The following is a 16636-nucleotide window of genomic DNA, read 5'->3' as shown; positions in this document are numbered from 1 at the left end:
GTTTGATTTGCCGTTAAATGCATTTCATCAATCAAACTAAATGAAATGTTTATAAACAGGTATAGACTCCGACTATACAGTCGGAGTCTACGTTTAAGTTATATTAAAATTAAGTTACTACTTAATTTCAACTACCGCTCCAGCTTCTTCTAACTGAGTTTTCAAAGCAGTAGCTTCGTCTTTAGAAACACCAGCTTTCAATTCTTTCGGTGCACCATCAACTAAGTCTTTAGCTTCCTTCAAACCTAAACCAGTTAAGTCTTTTACCAATTTAACTACTGCTAATTTAGAACCACCAGCTTCTTTCAATATTACATCAAAAGTAGTTTTTTCTTCAGCTGCAGGAGCAGCATCAGCAGTAGGGCCAGCAACAGCAACTGCAGCAGCAGCTGGTTCAATACCATACTCGTCTTTTAAGATTTGAGCTAATTCGTTAACTTCTTTAACTGTTAAGTTTACCAATTGCTCAGCAAACGCTTTTAAATCTGCCATTTTTATAGATTTTTAAAAATTTACGTAAAAAATAATTTATTAATATGAACTTTTAAGGTGTCCTAACCTTCTCTCTCTTGAAGAGTTTTAACAATTCCTGCAATTTTGCCACCACTTGACTTTAATGCCGATATCACGTTTTTAGCTGGTGACTGTAATAATCCAATAATGTCACCAATAAGCTCTTCTCTTGATTTCAAGCTTACTAATGAATCCAAATGGTTATCACCAACGTATACTGATGAGTCGATGTAAGCTGCTTTAAGCACTGGTTTGTCAGATCCCTTTCTCAACGCTTTGATCAGTTTCGCCGGAGCGCTTCCTGTGGTTGAAAATAATAGTGCTGACTGACCTTTAAGGGCAGCGAAGATTTCTGATGCATCACCTTCCAATCCTTCAATCGCTTTTCTGATCAAAGTATTTTTAGCTACCTGCATTTCAATCCCACTTTCAAAACATTTGCGACGGATACTGTTTACTTTCTCAACAGATAAGCTCGATGTATCAGCAATATAAAAATTGCCAAACTCCTGCATCTTCACTTGAAGCGCAGAAACTAATTCGTGTTTTTCTTCTCTGTTCATAATTAGATCCCCGCTACTGATTTAGTTTCGATTGCAATTCCAGGACTCATCGTTGAAGAAACATGAATGCTCTTAAAATAAGTTCCTTTTGCAGCAGATGGTTTTAGCTTAGAAATTACCTGAAGTACTTCTAATGCATTTTCATATATTTTTTCTGCCGGGAATGATACTTTTCCTACTGAAGCGTGTATAATACCACTTTTGTCAACTTTAAAATCAATCTTACCGCCTTTTACATCAGTAACTGCTTTACCAACTTCGTTAGTTACAGTACCTGATTTCGGGTTTGGCATAAGGTTACGTGGACCCAAAACGCGGCCCAGTTTACCTACTTTTGCCATACAAGCAGGAGTAGTGATAATAATGTCAACATCAGTCCATCCACCTTCAATCTTAGCTACATATTCGTCTAAACCTACAAAATCTGCACCTGCCGCTTTAGCCTCTTCTTCCTTATCAGGAGTACAAAGAACTAATACACGTACAGTTTTACCTGTACCATGTGGTAAAGTAGCGATACCACGAACCATTTGGTTCGCTTTACGCGGGTCTACACCTAAAGCAACATCGATATCAACCGATGCATCAAATTTAGTTGTAGTGATCTCTTTTACCAAAGCAGCCGCATCCTTTAAAGAATACGTTTTACCAGATTCTAGTTTAGCATGTGCCTTTTTTTGATTTTTTGTTAATTTAGCCACTGTTGTAAACTGTTTTTTGTTAATTAATTTGTCCAAGGTGCATCACCGCTAACGGTGATTCCCATACTGCGTGCTGTACCGGCAACCATACTCATTGCCGATTCGATAGTAAATGCATTTAAATCAGTCATTTTATCTTCAGCAATTGACTTAACCTGATCCCAAGTCACCGAACCAACTTTCTTACGGTTGGGCTCAGCAGAACCACTCTGTAATTTAGTAGCATCCTTTAACTGGATAGCAACCGGAGGGGTTTTGATGATAAATTCGAAAGACTTGTCAGCATAAACAGTAATTACAACTGGTAATACTTTACCGGGCTTATCTTGGGTACGAGCATTGAATTGTTTGCAAAACTCCATGATGTTCACCCCTTTAGCACCCAATGCAGGTCCTACCGGTGGCGATGGATTTGCAGCTCCACCCTTGATCTGTAATTTAACAAGCGCACTGACTTCTTTTGCCATTTTCTGTTTTGTTAATTGTAATACTCAATGTTATAATGTTGGAAGCATGTAACATTTAAGATCTTTATTCCTTTTCTACTTGCATATAGTTAAGCTCCAATGGAGTCTTTCTTCCGAAAATCTTAACCATAACCTTTAATTTCTTTTTCTCTTCGTTAACCTCTTCAATAACGCCGGTAAAACCATTAAATGGTCCATCCATAACTTTAACGTTCTCTCCTACATAATAAGCTACGTTCATGGTTTCACCTTGTTGGCTCATCTCATCAACTTTACCTAGAATGCGGTTAACTTCTGCTTGGCGCATAGGAACCGGATTTCCACCCTTATCCCCTAAAAAGCCAATCACACTATTGACATTCTTAATAATGTGTTCCAGTTCTCCATCTAAAATAGCTTCAATCAAAACGTAGCCTGGATAAAAATTGCGTTCTTTAGCAATCTTTTTACCGTCTTTCATCTGATAATACTTTTCCATCGGTATCAGTACCTGAGGTACCAGGTGAGAAAAACCTAAACGACTAATTTCAGAATCTATATACTGTTTTACTTTCTTCTCTTTACCGCTAACAGCTCTAACTACATACCATTTCAACTGACCGTCCATCTAGCTATATTAATTAGAAAGTGATTTATAAAAAGTATCCAAGACAAAAGTAGACCCTTTATCCATTGCAAATACAACACATGCAATGATTAACGAAGCTACCAAAACCAGCACCGCAGAATTTTGCAATTCTCCCCATGTAGGCCAGGTAACCTTCTGGGTCATTTCCTCGTATGATTCTTTAATAAATTGAACTACTTTAGCCATAATTATTTTTTTGCACGGGAACAAGGATTCGAACCCTGATCAAAGGTTTTGGAGACCTCTATTCTACCATTGAACTATTCCCGTGTATATTAAATTCTTATTGTAAGAATCAGAACTTTTTATTAGAACAAAGTACTCAGGCGATAAAGCCTAAGTACTTTGCTTTATTGATCTATACTTCCCGAAGGAGATATTGACTATTTTAAAATTTCAGTTACCTGACCGGCACCTACAGTTCTACCACCTTCACGGATAGCGAAACGCAGACCTTTTTCCATTGCGATAGCGTTGATCAACTTTACAGTGATGGTAACGTTATCACCTGGCATAACCATTTCAGTTCCTTCAGCCAGTGAAATCTCACCAGTTACGTCTGTGGTACGGAAATAGAATTGCGGACGGTATTTGTTAAAGAATGGAGTGTGACGTCCACCTTCTGCTTTCGATAATACATAGATCTCAGCTTTGAAATCAGTGTGAGGGTTTACCGAACCTGGTTTGCAGATAACCATACCACGACGGATATCAGTTTTCTCAATACCACGTAACAATAGACCTACGTTATCACCAGCTTCACCATAATCAAGGATTTTACGGAACATCTCAACACCTGTTACAGTTGATTTAAGATTTTCGGCACCCATACCCAGGATCTCAACAGGATCACCAGAGTTGATTACACCACGCTCAATACGACCAGTTGCAACAGTACCACGACCAGTGATCGAGAATACGTCCTCAACAGGCATCAGGAATGGAAGCTCAGTTAAACGTGGAGGAATTGGAATATAGCTATCTACAGCATCCATTAATTCCATGATTTTTCCAACCCATTTAGCATCTCCGTTCAAGCCACCAAGAGCAGAACCTTGAATAACAGGGATATCATCACCAGGGAATTCATAGAATGATAACAATTCACGGATTTCCATCTCTACTAATTCTAATAACTCAGGATCATCAACCATATCCACTTTGTTCATGAATACAACCAATGAAGGTACACCTACCTGACGAGCCAAAAGGATGTGCTCGCGAGTTTGTGGCATCGGACCATCTGTAGCCGCTACAACAATGATAGCTCCATCCATTTGCGCAGCACCAGTAACCATGTTTTTCACATAATCCGCGTGACCTGGACAGTCAACGTGAGCATAGTGACGGTTAGCAGTTGAATACTCAACGTGTGCTGTATTAATAGTGATACCTCTTTCTTTTTCCTCTGGAGCAGAGTCAATAGAATCAAATGAACGCGCCTCAGATAAACCAGCATCAGATAGCACTTTAGTGATAGCTGCTGTTAAGGTTGTTTTACCGTGGTCAACGTGACCGATTGTGCCGATGTTTAAGTGCGGCTTGCTGCGGTCAAACTTTTCTTTTGCCATGTTTTTATACTTATTAGTAGGTTAACTTTTTATTTATTATTTGTTTTGATACTATTTCAACACGAAAAACCTTGTTCAGCTGCTGTCTATAAACAGATTCACAAAGCATCTCTTTTTTTTGAGCCAAAGATGGGACTTGAACCCACGACCTCTTCCTTACCAAGGAAGTGCTCTACCGCTGAGCTACTTCGGCTTTTTATTCTTCGCTGCAATCTGCCCAGCTTTTTCCAATTGAGCGGAAGACGAGGTTCGAACTCGCGACCTATAGCTTGGAAGGCTATCGCTCTACCAACTGAGCTACTTCCGCTTCTTTTATTGTGGGGGGAGAAGGATTCGAACCTTCGAAGTCTTGCGACAACAGAGTTACAGTCTGTCCCATTTGGCCACTCTGGTATCCCCCCCTTTTAATCATCGCATATCACTACACTAAATTAAAAGAGCCTCCTATCGGGATCGAACCAATGACCTACTGATTACAAGTCAGTTGCTCTACCAGCTGAGCTAAGGAGGCTTATATTATCCACTGCTTTCAATCTAAGCAATGTATTCTACAATATTAATCTTTCACAGAACATTCCGTTTTTCTTACCGGGCTAACGCCCTCTCTGAAATGGAATGCAAATCTACAAGAATTTATATACTACACAAAATTATTTTCAAAAAAAAATTGGCAGAAGTAAATCTGCCAATTCCGTATTAAAAAGCTAAAAAATATATGTCTAATAATCAGACACTTCATTCTCGTTCAAAAGCACCTTGTGCTCACTTAACTTAATTCTCGTCTTATCTTTATGTTTAGTTATTTGCTTTCTTAAGGATTCTATCGCCAAATCTGTTGCCTCTTCAAATGACTTACACTGTTCTTTTGCAAACATCGTACCCCCTGGTACAATCAGCTTGATCTCACTAATCTTATTGGCCTCATCATCTACATTCTCCAATTTTAAATACACTTCAGCACTAATGATCTGATCAAAGAACTGATCTAATTTGTCCACTTTTTTCTGAATAAAATCTAACAACTTCTGGTCTGCATTGAAATGGATCGATTGAACTGTAATTTTCATATTTTCCTCCTTTTTTACGCCTTTGGATGGGCCTGTTTATATATTGTTTTTAATCTTTCTACTGAATTGTGGGTATAAACCTGCGTTGCAGCCAGGCTTGCATGCCCCAGTAATTCCTTAATCGCATTCAAATCTGCCCCCCTGTTCAACAAACTGGTGGCATACGAATGGCGTAACACATGGGGGCTTTTTTTATCTTGTGTTGAAATATATGTCAAATAACGCTGCACAATCCTATATATCAGTTTTGGATAAGCATCAGCTCCTTTATCAGTAACGATCAATACCCCCGATTTGTTATCAAAATTTTGTAATGTTTTCAATTCTATATAAACCTTCAATTGTTCCTGAAGTGTTTTCCCTATCGGTACTATCCTTTCTTTGCTCCTTTTACCCATCACCCTGATCGTCGAATCGTAAAAATTAAGGTCGGTTTCTTTTAACGACAGCAACTCGGCCAAACGGATCCCCGTACCAAACAAGGTTTCAATAATCAGTTTATCGCGCAGCGATAAAAAACTCCCGTCAAAAAATTCTTCTGAATCCAGGAGCAGATCCAGTTTAGTATCCTCCACAAATACCGGCAATCTTTTAGGCACCTTAGGGGCCTTAACCAGGGCCATAGGATTTGAAGTCAATACATCCTCCCGGATCAGGAATTTATAAAAACTGCGCAGGGCAGATAATTTCCTGCCCACCGAATTCTCGGAAATCTGATTTTCCATCAGCGCAACCATAAAATTTCGTACATGCACATATTTCACCTCGGTTAAAGACAATTCAAAGGTTTTTTGCATAAAATCACCAAACTGAAGCAGGTCCGTTTGATAAGACTGAATGGTATGTGAAGAATATCTCTTCTCGTGCTGAAGGTAGGTCAAAAAATGTTCAACAGTCATAGAAACGCTAGTAATGCTCGTTAAGTGAATATACAAAACATTAATGTAATAAGCGTCTTTTAAAACAAAAAAAAAGCCCCCGAATTTCGGTGGCTTTTTAATATCATATAAACCGTTAAGAACTAGATCGTTCCCTCAAGTTGCATATTCTGCTTATAAATAGCGTGTTTTACTTGTGTACGACGGGCCACAGATTTTTTCTCATAAGCTTGGCGGCTACGCAATTCTCTTAACACTCCGGTTTTTTCAAATTTCTTTTTGAAACGTTTTAACGCCTTATCTAATGATTCGCCGTCTTTAATATTAATAATGATCATAACGTAAAATACCTCCTCTCGTTGTTTTTAGGACTGCAAAGATATAGCTTTCATTTGATAATCAAAACAATAAATTCAATTTAATTAATAATCATCTGTTATCCTACAAGTACATTATTTATATACCTTTATAAAAGATCAATTTGTTCATCTATGAAATCTAAAAAAACTTTATTTATCGTACTCGGCATAATTATCCTGATCCTGTCAGGTTTTATATTTTACCGTTATTATTTTGTATTCGGAGAGGGTGTTAAAGCCGGCCAGCTCAATTACGTAGTAAAAAAGGGCTACTTGTTTAAAACTTATGAAGGTAAGCTTATCCAAACCGGATTTCGCACCGGACAGCCTGGAGCCATCCAATCCAATGAGTTTGAGTTTTCTGTTGCAGATAAAGCCATTGCCGAAAAAATGATGCTGAACAGTGGCAAACAGTTCGAGCTACATTATAAAGAATACGTGAGCAGTCTGCCCTGGCGGGGATATAGTTCTTTTGTAGTAGACAGCATCATTTCGGTGAGGTAACTAATCCTTCAGCACTTCCCTTGCAATTACAATTTTCTGGATCTCTGAAGTCCCTTCTCCAATCGTGCACAATTTGCTGTCACGATAAAACTTCTCTACCGGAAAATCTTTCGTATAGCCATAACCACCAAAAATCTGCACCGCTTCAGTGGCACACCTTACCGCAACTTCCGAAGCAAAATACTTAGCCATGGCCGATTCCTTAGTCATTGGTAAATGACGGTTCTTTAAATCTGCGGCCTGTCTGATCAGCAGTTCGGCGGCCTCAATCTCCGTTGCCATATCTGCCAGTTTAAAACTGATACCCTGAAAACTGGCTATCGGCTGTCCAAACTGGTGGCGCTCCTTTGCGTAGGCAACCGCAGCCTCATAAGCTCCTTTAGCAATGCCAAGCGATAATGCCGCAATAGAGATCCTGCCACCATCCAGTACTTTCATGGCCTGCTTAAACCCATCCCCTACATTACCCAGGAGGTTTGCTGCAGGAACCCGGCAATTGTCAAATATCATTTCTGTAGTTTCTGAAGCCCGCATCCCCAGTTTATTTTCTTTTTTACCAGCCGAAAAACCAGGCGTACCGCGCTCCACAACAATCGCAGAAATTCCTTTTGAATCGCCCTTTTCACCTGTACGCACCATAACCACTGCAACATCACCTGTCTTACCATGTGTAATCCAGTTTTTAGCACCATTAATTACATATTCATCACCATCCAGCACAGCCGTAGTCATCATCCTTAATGCATCAGATCCGGTATTGGCTTCTGTTAATCCCCAGGCACCTATCCATTCCGCAGTAGCCAGCTTCGGCAACCAGTTTTGTTTTTGCTGTTCGTTCGCAAAAGCCAGGATATGCCCCGTACACAAAGAATTGTGTGCAGCAACAGACAAACCGACGGAGCCGCAAACTCTGGCTACCTCTACAATTACGTCCACATATTCCTGGTAGCCAAATCCAGAACCTCCGTAACTTTCAGGAACCAATACCCCCATCAATCCAAGCTCACCAAGCTTTTTAAAAACTTCAAGAGGAAAATATTGTGCTTCATCCCATTCCATCAGTTTTGGCCTGATATTTTTCTCGGCAAAGTCCCTTACCATAGCCCTGATCATCTCCTGATTTTCTGAGATACTAAAGTTGTATCCTACAGAACCATCCATCGTCTCTAACATATTTTTTTGTTTGAATCCGGGCAATTATAAACAAATAAAATCATAGCGTCACCAGCTTAAAATTCGCCAAAAGATAGAACGAAATGGTATTTAGTTCATTAACCCTACTCTGTCATTTTAGGCAAAATAAATACCCGCAAAAAGTTTTTTATTATTTTTTTCTCTTAATTGGGCTCTGCCGATAAATTTCGCGTAAAAATGGAAAGTTCTCCTGATTTAATAAGATGCGAGCGAAAATATCTGCTCACTGTAGGGCTGTAACCTTGCCTTTCCGTTTAAAAAATCGAGCCCTATAATAAAAGAATAAGCTGCAACAACTGCACCCAGCTGTTGCACCAGTTCAGAAGCTGCAACAACTGTTCCACCCGTGGCCAGTAAATCATCATGAATCAACACCTTTTGCCCTGCAACCAAAGCATCCTTATGCAATTCTATAGCTGCTGTACCGTATTCCAGATCATAAGACTGTCGTACTGTTTGATAAGGCAGTTTACCCACCTTTCGTATAGGAACAAAGGGTACTTTTAACAACTGTGCCAGGGCCGGGCCAAACAAAAAGCCCCTGCTTTCAATACCAGCTACCACATCAATCTCAATTCCTTTGAGCGCCGCTGCCAGCTCCCTGTTAATCTCCATGCACAATAAAGGATCTTTTAATATGGGCGTAATGTCCTTAAAAACGACACCTGGTTTCGGAAAATCAATTACATCACGTACGGTAGATTTTATTTTTGTTTCAATCATGGTTAAAATTCAAGATAAGGTGACAAACGGCTTACTGTTTCCTGGTTCATAATGGCAACTTTATATACGTCTGCAATATTACTATAATTTCCATGTTGTTTTCGATATTGAATCAGTGCATTTACCTGTTTATATTTAATATATGGATGGTTTTTGAAATCGTCAAACTGAGCCGTATTGATATTGATTTTTTTCAATTTACCGGCGTCTAATGTAACCTGTCCCTTAATTTCATTATACTTTACCGAGTCCAGCCCAAACACCTCCATCAATTGTTCCTTTTTATAAAAACCTCCAATTCGCTCCCTATACTTTACAATACGGTTTGCAAAGACCATCCCAATCCCTTTTATCTTATCCAGTTCAATGGTATCAGCACCATTAATTTCTACAGCAGCCAGTTCAGGCTTTACATATACCGGGTGCCGCAACCGTTTGCCCGTCTCTTCCTCATTTGCAATGCTTACATAAGGTACAAGTCTTTTATACAGTACTTCATTTATCGTATACATTTTTTGCAGATCTTGAGTTTTCCTAAACCTCCCTCCTTTGTCTCTGTATTTCAGAATGGCCTTTGCCTGTTTAGGCGACAAGCCCAGTTTCTCCCAGTCTGCCTGTCCAATTTTGTTTGGGTCAAAAACAAAGAGTCGGTATCTCTTTGTTACACGGCCATCAAAACGTTTCTTATAGGTATTCAGCTGAACCAGCCTTTCCTGATCAGCCAGGGACAGTTTCAAAACAGCCAGCTGCTCCGCCTTAGTGATTGGTTCCTCCGGTTTTATCCATTGATAAACATACGGAAAAGCCATAACCAGCAAAATGAGGAAAATCAGGGTCATTAAACCATTAAACTCTCTTCTGTTAAAATTAAAATATTCGCTAAACCATTGCTTTATGATCATCATTTAAAATTTTACTAAATGAGCTAAGCTAACCAGATAGTTTAATACCCTCCAAACATTTCCAGAACATTTTTTAAATGAGCCGTGCATCTTATATTTTTAGCTTGTCGCGATCTTTAAGAATATAAATCTTATTTTTGAAATTGCTTTACAATTCATTAATCAAATTTTAAATGAAGATCATAACTACCAAAGAGTTTGCAAAAGCCACTAAGATAGATAAGTTAGGCGTACCAGGTTTGGCAGCTCTGCTCATGGAGATGATGAAATTAAACGACATCAACAAAGTTTTTTCCCAGAATGAACATTTTAACGGGCTTGAATTTGTCGACAAAATATTAGAAACAATTGGCGTAAGCATAGATTTCGATGAAGATGACCTAAAAAACATACCCAAAACCGGAGGTTTTATTGCCATAGCCAACCATCCTTATGGTGGTGTAGAGGGCCTTGCCCTGGTAAAGTTATTATGTACAGTAAGGCCAGAAGCTAAAGTTATGGTCAACTTCATCCTAAAAAAAATTCCCAACCTCAGCGAGTTTTTTGTTGCGGTCAACCCCTTCGAAAATGTTCAGCACACCTCCAGTATCAGTGGTCTAAAAGCTACATTCGATCTCCTTCAAAGTGGCACCCCCATTGGTATCTTTCCCGCAGGTGAGGTCTCTACCTTTAGCCTCGATAAGCAGGAAATTACCGACAGGATATGGCACCCGGTAGTTGGCAAATTAATTGCCAGGGCCAAAGTTCCGGTAATACCCATATATTTTCATGGCAACAACGGCGTATTGTTTAACATACTCAGCTTTATCCATCCAACATTAAGGACCGCCAAGCTTCCCTCCGAGTTTTTAAATAAACAGGGGCTTAAAATAAAAGTAAGGATCGGTAAACCCATACATATAGCAGATATCTCTTACCATAAAAACACCAATAAACTGCTCGACTTTTTACGTGCCCGTACTTATGCCCTGGGCACTGGCCTGGAAGAAGAAAAAAAACTATTCAATCCGATTAACCTGTTCAAAATAAAAAAGAAGCCAGAGCCTGTTATCCAGGAAACCGACCGTAATTTAATTGTTGAAGAAATTGAACAACTGGAAGACTTCAGGGTTTGGCAGGAAAAAAACTACGAAGTATACATTACCCCAACCATAGCCATTCCAAATGCATTAAGAGAAATAGGCCGTTTAAGAGAAATTACTTTCCGTGAAGTTGGCGAAGGCACCAATAAAAAGATCGATCTCGACAACTACGACATCTACTACCACCATCTTTTTATATGGGATAAAGAACTACAAAATATTGTCGGTGCCTACCGCATTGGTAAAGGCGATGAGATCCTGAATACCATGGGAAGAAGAGGCTTTTACCTGTCAGAGCTTTTTAAAATTAAAGAGCCTTTTTATCCTTTGCTAAGGAAAGGTATAGAATTGGGCCGTTCCTGGATCCGTAAAGAATACCAGCAAAAACCTTTGCCGCTCTTTTTATTGTGGAAAGGAATCTTAAAGTATCTTTTAGATAACCCGCAATACCGGTATATGTTCGGCCCGGTCAGCATCAGTAATAACTTTTCCAAATTCTCCAAATCGCTGATCGTAGATTACATCACTAAAAACCACTTCGATTACGAACTGGCACATTACGTAAAGCCGAAAAACAAATTTAAAGCCGACCTTTCGGCCATTGACAAAGACCTTCTTATAGAAAGCAGTGAATCTTTAAAAGACCTGGACAGCCTGATCTCCGATATCGAAAATTCACATATTAAGATTCCCGTATTGTTAAGACAGTACATGAACCTGAATGCCAAAATCATTTGTTTCAATATAGACCCTAAATTTTCCGATTGCCTGGATGGCTTCCTGGTGGTTGATATGCAGAATATCCCACCTGAAATGCTGGAGAAGATCGGGAAGAATTTTTAAAGTACGGATGGTTTAAAAAAACCTATCTTCCAATGGGCTTTTTTATTTTTAAACATCCTAAACAAACTCTTGCCTCCTATAAATAGTTAATGTTAGCGACCAAAGCCAAGGCATTATGCCCTAAGATGCACCACGATTATTTGAACGCTATTACCGCGTACAAGACAAGGTAAACCAAAATGTTGCAGGCTTTGGCATTGGCCTTTATCTAAGTGCTGAGATTGTGGAGCGCCACCAGGGTAAGATCTGGCTGAGCAGCGAGCCAGGTAAAGGCAGGCAGCACTTGGCTCTTTTTTGCAAATAAAAAACAGGATTAAGTATCCTTTTAGTATTTTAGTTATACTGGTTGGTGGCTTATCAGCAATCATTTCAGCAGACAATGAAACAAAACTTACTATAGATGTTATAAAGCCAGAAATTGGATTGCAGATTTTATTTTAGGATCACCAGGTCAAAAAGAGCTGGAAGCTACGCTTCAAAAGTCATTAGAGAATATCATTCCGCTGTTAAAAAAGATTCCATTAGGACAGCACCTTTAAAACTCCTTATCCCCTGGTTGTCAGCTTTCCAAGCATTTATTGGCATATAAATATTGATACAGGCACCGACCAGTTCCGTGAAGTAAGCTTGTAAGAAAAAATAGCAATAACTAAAATACGCTGATTGACTTGCCTGTACTTTTGTTGCACAAGGCTTGCAGTTGGCTTCGGAAAAAAGTACCCAATCTCCGAAGCCAACTGCACGCAATCTGCTTTAATCCTGGTTTTAACCGAACAGATGGTAAAATTTGGTTAAGACTACATATTGTAGAAAAACTCATCAGCGATGATCTTACCATCTGCAACCCGATAAACACAAATCTCGCTCATTGCCATTCTGCCATGCTTCTTATAAGTTGCATCTATATCCATAACAATAGCAAAATGGTTATCTGCGACAATCGGGTCTGAACATGAAGCACTATGAATTTCTTCTACGCTTTCCTCCCACCGGATTGTCTTGTTTTTAACCGCTTCTTTACCCTCTGTCAGTTCCATTGGCGAACCTTTTGGCTCTTTGCTCACCACATTGTCCGCATACAATTCATCAATTGCTTCTGCGTGTTTACCTTCACGACAAAGCTGTACCAATTTGTCGGCTACTTCCTGAGTATTCATATCATTAAATTTAAGTTACACCCTAAGTTACTTAAAATCTGAAACTTAAATATGAATTACATAAGTACGGTTTATTTACCTCTTCACAACTTCCAACTCTCCCCAATCAATTACCGGAAGCGAACCACCACTCGGTAATGAAACAACTACATTGTAATATTGACCAGTTTGGGCTGTGGCAGGCCGCTCGGCGGTAGAATGGAATGCGTTATTATAAACATATTCAGGTCCGTATTTGCGGTACAATTGCGACTGCACCGTTACACCAGTTGTTGCAGTAGCGGAAGTACCCTTGATAATCTTGCTCCTGAACGGTATGATACTTGCAGGGGCGCCAAATACACCCACGTATCGTACCTCTACCACCTGGTTGGCATCTAGGTCAATCGGGCCTACCGAGTACAGCACACGCTCCGTGGCGTCTACAGCAGTGATGTTCCGTGTAAGGTCCTGACCAAAATAAACATATGGCCGCAGCTCGACGGAGTAGTTGCCATACAGGTAGTTGCTTGAGCCTCCGTTTTCGACCAATGGTGCGTATCCGTTGCCATCATGAGCCCATAGTACTGAATTAAAATAAGCATTGCTGGCCCCTCCGGAATTGAAAAACGCACCACCGGCATGTGATGAAGTTAGGTGACGGGTAAATTTAAGCATGCCCGCCTGGCTGGGACTGGTAAGGTTGACACCTGCAGTTGAACTGGCTGAGGAAGTGAAAATCGTTTTACGACCGACACGAAGTACGGCTGGATACATGGCATCATTGCTTGTGATCTCAGCCACAAGCTCGCCGTAATTACTACCCACCGGCAATAACAGGTCTTTGCCCGTTTCACCTAAGGTTTCTCCCAGAAAGATTGCATTGATATAATTGAATTGGATGCCGAAATATAGCTTGTCAACTCTTGCTTGAAACAGATATGCAGGTGACCCAAATTCATTACAGCACAGGTTTTGAAAGCAACGCACATTTTTACAGGCAATTTAAAAAGTTTAAAGGTTTCTCGCCATTATCTTATAAAGCCCAGTATCAAAAATTATCGAACCAATAAACTTTGTAAATGCAAAGGAAATGAATCGCATCATGGGGACCTTATCCAGTCATTATTAAATTTATTATTGAGCTACTGCATAGGCGATCACATTTTCAAAATTTAAATTCATAAGAGAATAACCATGCGCTTCATTCTGAATATGTACCGTTCTTTGTTCTGCACCCAGTTCAGGGCTCATCATCGATAGTTCTTTTAAAGGCACTTTTTTTCTGTCTATCTCATATTCCAATACATTGTTTTCAGATTTTGAAACAATATCTTTCAATATAAAATTATCGGTATGATCTTTTATAACCGGATGTGGCACCGCAACAATCGCAGTATTCATAAAATGTATTGCAGGAACTCTATTATAAAATCGGATTCTGGCCGCCCATCCTGTATCTCCAGACACTTGTTTTAAAACTGGTTTAAACAAACCTTCTGAAATCAGTTTCTTCAGGGATTCTGTCTTGCTCCCCCCGCCAGGTATCAGTATCAGGTTCTTATAATTATTTCTTAGCAAAGCAACCGATAAGGGTTCCTTATACTGAAATCCCTTCTCATCATGGGAGCCAAATGGAAGGTTTAGCCAGGCTACACCACCTTTAGCGAGATATCTTTTTATCGCATTAAACTGTCTGGCAGATACACATCCAACCCCATCCAGGATCAACGGTGTATTTTCTTTACGCAAAGCAGTTTCATCAGATAGTTCATCTGATCTCAAAAAACGGTAGCCGATGCTATTCTTAACAAAACATGCAGACCAGGCCTTAACCTTATCCCATTGCGCTGAACCGTCCTTATCACGCCATCCATTATCCTTACAATAAATACTGTTTACCAACCTGACTTCTACCAGGTCCTTTCCATTTCTATAATTCAGGTTACTGTGTTGCAATTCCCAGTTGTTATATGCGCCTATAACATCATGGGTTTCCATCACATCGTCAGGATCAATTTCCAGTCTTCCGTTAAGGGTACTGCTCCAGTTGGCAACTCCCCAGAACCTGCTTAGCGCCCACCCTAAATAGCCACCCTTTTCATAGATGGTATAACTAATTGCCATGGCAGGTGCATGGCCTCTTTTTTCGGCGATGTCTTTTTGAAGCAATGCCTCAGCATCCTTTGGTATCCAATTGACACTGGTTACATTAATGCCCACATTTTCGAGCATAAAAAAGTCAAGATGAGGGGCCATTTTCTCCAGGTTTAAAGTCAATGCATTTAACCTGGTTGGGCCCGCACTGGCAACGCAGGTCATCAAAGGTTTATCACCAATTATACTTTTAACCATTTTTACGTGATCGGCTATGGAGTCAGATCTCATTCTCATCCAATCTCTGAAGGCAGGGTTATTGTAATTCCCTCCTTCGAAATCGCCACTCAAAGTTCCCCAGAAGAATTGATCAGTTACAGGAGGTAATTCGTGGTTATACTCTTTTTTTAACCGTGCCCTGCAATATTTACAGCCACAAACTCTGAGACCTGCATAATCGCACATATCATCCACCTGAAGCCCATCAAAAGGAACTTCTTTTATCAGTCTCTGCAAGTATTTGGTATGCATATCCAGGAAACCCGGATTGTTATGACAAAATGTTTCCAGTTGATAAATCGGGGTATAGCCCCTTGTTCCATTGCGCAGATCAAGCTGGCATAGGTCATTTAAAAAGTAACCTTCATATTGTGCATATTTAGCGGCAACAGGATCATGGAATAACAAAGTATGATGCCGATGAACCCGATGTAGCTTTTTAAATTCGGCTTCCCCCCTGGGCCTTTCTACATGATTGCATGAATAATGGTCCATGAACTTGATGTCATACTTGTGAAGCTCTTCGCAAACATTGGCATAATATCCATGTAACTGATCAAAATAATTAGAAAAATCAAACCGGATATGAAAGCCAAAGTTAATGGCCGTATCTATTTTAGCTTTCGCAAAACCTTCTGCCCGATACTTTATCTGATCGGCAATTGATTTTTGAGACCATTGAAGGTCTTCTATACTACACCACCAACTGGCAACACGATTTGGTATAAAAGAGGATAAATTATCTTTTATAATCATCTTCGTAGCGTTTAATATCTTCTTGCTGCCAGTTTCCAAATGCCACTTCAAGTACACGGATCGCAGCTGTTCCCTGGTTTGACAACCGGTGTTTTTCATTCACTGGTATCCAGATCTCATCTCCGGCCTGATAGGTTTTAATTACATCACCAACATTTATAGTGGCGTTATCATCAATTACGATCCACATTTCTGCCCTTCCCGTATGCGACTGTAAGCTTAATCGCTCTCCGGGTAAAACAGTCATTAAGCTTACAGTGCATGGCTCATTATTAGCGAACTGCTTAAACGAACCCCATGGACGATGTATAAGCTTTACATTGGGTTTAACAGAAGGAATTTCTGAATTTGGATTATTCATGACTTGCTGATT

The 16636-nt window shown here is 39.8% G+C and carries 20 protein-coding genes, 5 tRNA genes and 1 pseudogene; 4 read left to right on the top strand and 22 right to left on the bottom strand.

What is annotated here, in order from left to right:
- Positions 1-117: 117 nt before the first annotated feature.
- The 15 genes from rplL to rpsU form a co-directional block, all read right to left on the bottom strand.
- Entirely contained in the window at positions 118-492 is a 375-nt protein-coding gene (rplL, locus tag R2Q85_RS17960; protein ID WP_316813167.1) for a 50S ribosomal protein L7/L12, read from the bottom strand.
- A 62-nt stretch (positions 493-554) separates the two neighbouring features.
- Positions 555-1076 (bottom strand): 50S ribosomal protein L10, encoded by a 522-nt coding sequence (gene rplJ / locus R2Q85_RS17955; RefSeq protein WP_316813166.1) that lies wholly within the window; start codon positions 1074-1076, stop codon positions 555-557.
- A gap of 2 nt (positions 1077-1078) precedes the next feature.
- On the bottom strand, positions 1079-1777 hold the full coding sequence (gene rplA / locus R2Q85_RS17950) for a 50S ribosomal protein L1 (protein WP_012781013.1): 699 nt from the start codon (positions 1775-1777) through the stop codon (positions 1079-1081).
- Positions 1778-1800: 23 nt separating this feature from the next.
- On the bottom strand, positions 1801-2244 hold the full coding sequence (rplK, locus tag R2Q85_RS17945; RefSeq protein WP_008243137.1) for a 50S ribosomal protein L11: 444 nt from the start codon (positions 2242-2244) through the stop codon (positions 1801-1803).
- Between the two features lie 64 nt (positions 2245-2308).
- Entirely contained in the window at positions 2309-2851 is a 543-nt protein-coding gene (gene nusG / locus R2Q85_RS17940) for a transcription termination/antitermination protein NusG (protein ID WP_316813165.1), read from the bottom strand.
- A 9-nt stretch (positions 2852-2860) separates the two neighbouring features.
- A complete protein-coding gene (secE, locus tag R2Q85_RS17935; RefSeq protein WP_012781011.1) occupies positions 2861-3058 on the bottom strand; it encodes a preprotein translocase subunit SecE in 198 nt (65 codons plus the stop codon).
- A 13-nt stretch (positions 3059-3071) separates the two neighbouring features.
- Positions 3072-3142 (bottom strand) — tRNA-Trp (locus R2Q85_RS17930).
- A 113-nt stretch (positions 3143-3255) separates the two neighbouring features.
- Positions 3256-4443, bottom strand: a complete 1188-nt coding sequence (gene tuf / locus R2Q85_RS17925; protein ID WP_316813164.1) for an elongation factor Tu — start codon at positions 4441-4443, stop codon at positions 3256-3258.
- Between the two features lie 121 nt (positions 4444-4564).
- A tRNA-Thr gene (locus R2Q85_RS17920) sits at positions 4565-4636 on the bottom strand.
- A 41-nt stretch (positions 4637-4677) separates the two neighbouring features.
- Positions 4678-4750: transfer RNA gene (locus R2Q85_RS17915), tRNA-Gly, on the bottom strand.
- Between the two features lie 11 nt (positions 4751-4761).
- Positions 4762-4844, bottom strand: a tRNA-Tyr gene (locus tag R2Q85_RS17910).
- Positions 4845-4881: 37 nt separating this feature from the next.
- A tRNA-Thr gene (locus R2Q85_RS17905) sits at positions 4882-4954 on the bottom strand.
- Positions 4955-5162: 208 nt separating this feature from the next.
- Entirely contained in the window at positions 5163-5510 is a 348-nt protein-coding gene (hpf, locus tag R2Q85_RS17900) for a ribosome hibernation-promoting factor, HPF/YfiA family (RefSeq protein ID WP_316813163.1), read from the bottom strand.
- 14 nt (positions 5511-5524) lie between these two features.
- Positions 5525-6409: a tyrosine-type recombinase/integrase gene (locus R2Q85_RS17895; RefSeq protein WP_316813162.1), complete on the bottom strand. Its 885-nt coding sequence runs from the start codon at positions 6407-6409 to the stop codon at positions 5525-5527.
- Positions 6410-6531: 122 nt separating this feature from the next.
- Positions 6532-6726 carry a 30S ribosomal protein S21 gene (gene rpsU, locus R2Q85_RS17890; RefSeq protein WP_012781007.1) on the bottom strand — a complete coding sequence of 65 codons (195 nt, stop codon included), beginning with the start codon at positions 6724-6726 and terminating at the stop codon, positions 6532-6534.
- Between the two features lie 153 nt (positions 6727-6879).
- Here rpsU and R2Q85_RS17885 point away from each other — a divergent pair, with 153 nt between their 5' ends.
- A complete protein-coding gene (locus R2Q85_RS17885) occupies positions 6880-7251 on the top strand; it encodes a hypothetical protein (RefSeq protein ID WP_316813161.1) in 372 nt (123 codons plus the stop codon).
- Here the strand turns inward: R2Q85_RS17885 and R2Q85_RS17880 are convergent, their stop codons facing one another.
- From R2Q85_RS17880 to R2Q85_RS17870, 3 genes are all read right to left on the bottom strand, one after another.
- Entirely contained in the window at positions 7252-8424 is a 1173-nt protein-coding gene (locus R2Q85_RS17880; protein WP_316813160.1) for an acyl-CoA dehydrogenase family protein, read from the bottom strand.
- Between the two features lie 216 nt (positions 8425-8640).
- On the bottom strand, positions 8641-9168 hold the full coding sequence (locus R2Q85_RS17875; RefSeq protein ID WP_316813159.1) for an adenine phosphoribosyltransferase: 528 nt from the start codon (positions 9166-9168) through the stop codon (positions 8641-8643).
- Positions 9169-9170: 2 nt separating this feature from the next.
- The gene (locus tag R2Q85_RS17870) at positions 9171-10073 is read right to left on the bottom strand and encodes a ComEA family DNA-binding protein (RefSeq protein WP_316813158.1); all 903 of its coding nucleotides are present in this window, start codon (positions 10071-10073) and stop codon (positions 9171-9173) included.
- 170 nt (positions 10074-10243) lie between these two features.
- Here R2Q85_RS17870 and R2Q85_RS17865 point away from each other — a divergent pair, with 170 nt between their 5' ends.
- Positions 10244-11995 carry a lysophospholipid acyltransferase family protein gene (locus R2Q85_RS17865; protein WP_316813157.1) on the top strand — a complete coding sequence of 584 codons (1752 nt, stop codon included), beginning with the start codon at positions 10244-10246 and terminating at the stop codon, positions 11993-11995.
- Positions 11996-12134: 139 nt separating this feature from the next.
- Positions 12135-12299: pseudogene (locus tag R2Q85_RS24610) on the top strand (ATP-binding protein); the annotation flags it as partial.
- Between the two features lie 493 nt (positions 12300-12792).
- On the opposite strand, the gene R2Q85_RS17860 reads toward R2Q85_RS24610, so the two are convergent.
- On the bottom strand, positions 12793-13152 hold the full coding sequence (locus tag R2Q85_RS17860; RefSeq protein WP_316813156.1) for a nuclear transport factor 2 family protein: 360 nt from the start codon (positions 13150-13152) through the stop codon (positions 12793-12795).
- A 75-nt stretch (positions 13153-13227) separates the two neighbouring features.
- Positions 13228-14121, bottom strand: a complete 894-nt coding sequence (locus R2Q85_RS17855) for a hypothetical protein (protein WP_316813155.1) — start codon at positions 14119-14121, stop codon at positions 13228-13230.
- Between R2Q85_RS17855 and R2Q85_RS24605 the strand changes: the two genes are divergently transcribed.
- Positions 14073-14204, top strand: coding sequence for a helix-turn-helix domain-containing protein (locus R2Q85_RS24605; protein ID WP_410478899.1), 132 nt, complete (start codon positions 14073-14075; stop codon positions 14202-14204). The genes R2Q85_RS17855 and R2Q85_RS24605 overlap by 49 nt on opposite strands.
- 64 nt (positions 14205-14268) lie before the next feature.
- Here R2Q85_RS24605 and R2Q85_RS17850 read toward each other — a convergent pair whose 3' ends face one another.
- Both R2Q85_RS17850 and R2Q85_RS17845 read right to left on the bottom strand, forming a co-directional pair.
- Positions 14269-16263, bottom strand: coding sequence for a hypothetical protein (locus R2Q85_RS17850; RefSeq protein ID WP_316813154.1), 1995 nt, complete (start codon positions 16261-16263; stop codon positions 14269-14271).
- On the bottom strand, positions 16247-16624 hold the full coding sequence (locus tag R2Q85_RS17845; RefSeq protein WP_316813153.1) for a phosphomannose isomerase type II C-terminal cupin domain: 378 nt from the start codon (positions 16622-16624) through the stop codon (positions 16247-16249). Before R2Q85_RS17845 ends, R2Q85_RS17850 begins: the two co-directional genes overlap by 17 nt.
- Positions 16625-16636: the final 12 nt, after the last annotated feature.

The organism is Pedobacter heparinus (assembly GCF_032678725.1).
In the GTDB taxonomy this organism is placed as follows: domain Bacteria; phylum Bacteroidota; class Bacteroidia; order Sphingobacteriales; family Sphingobacteriaceae; genus Pedobacter; species Pedobacter heparinus_A.
Note: the sequence above shows the minus strand (reverse complement) of the source record. Positions and strands in the feature narration are given on the sequence as shown.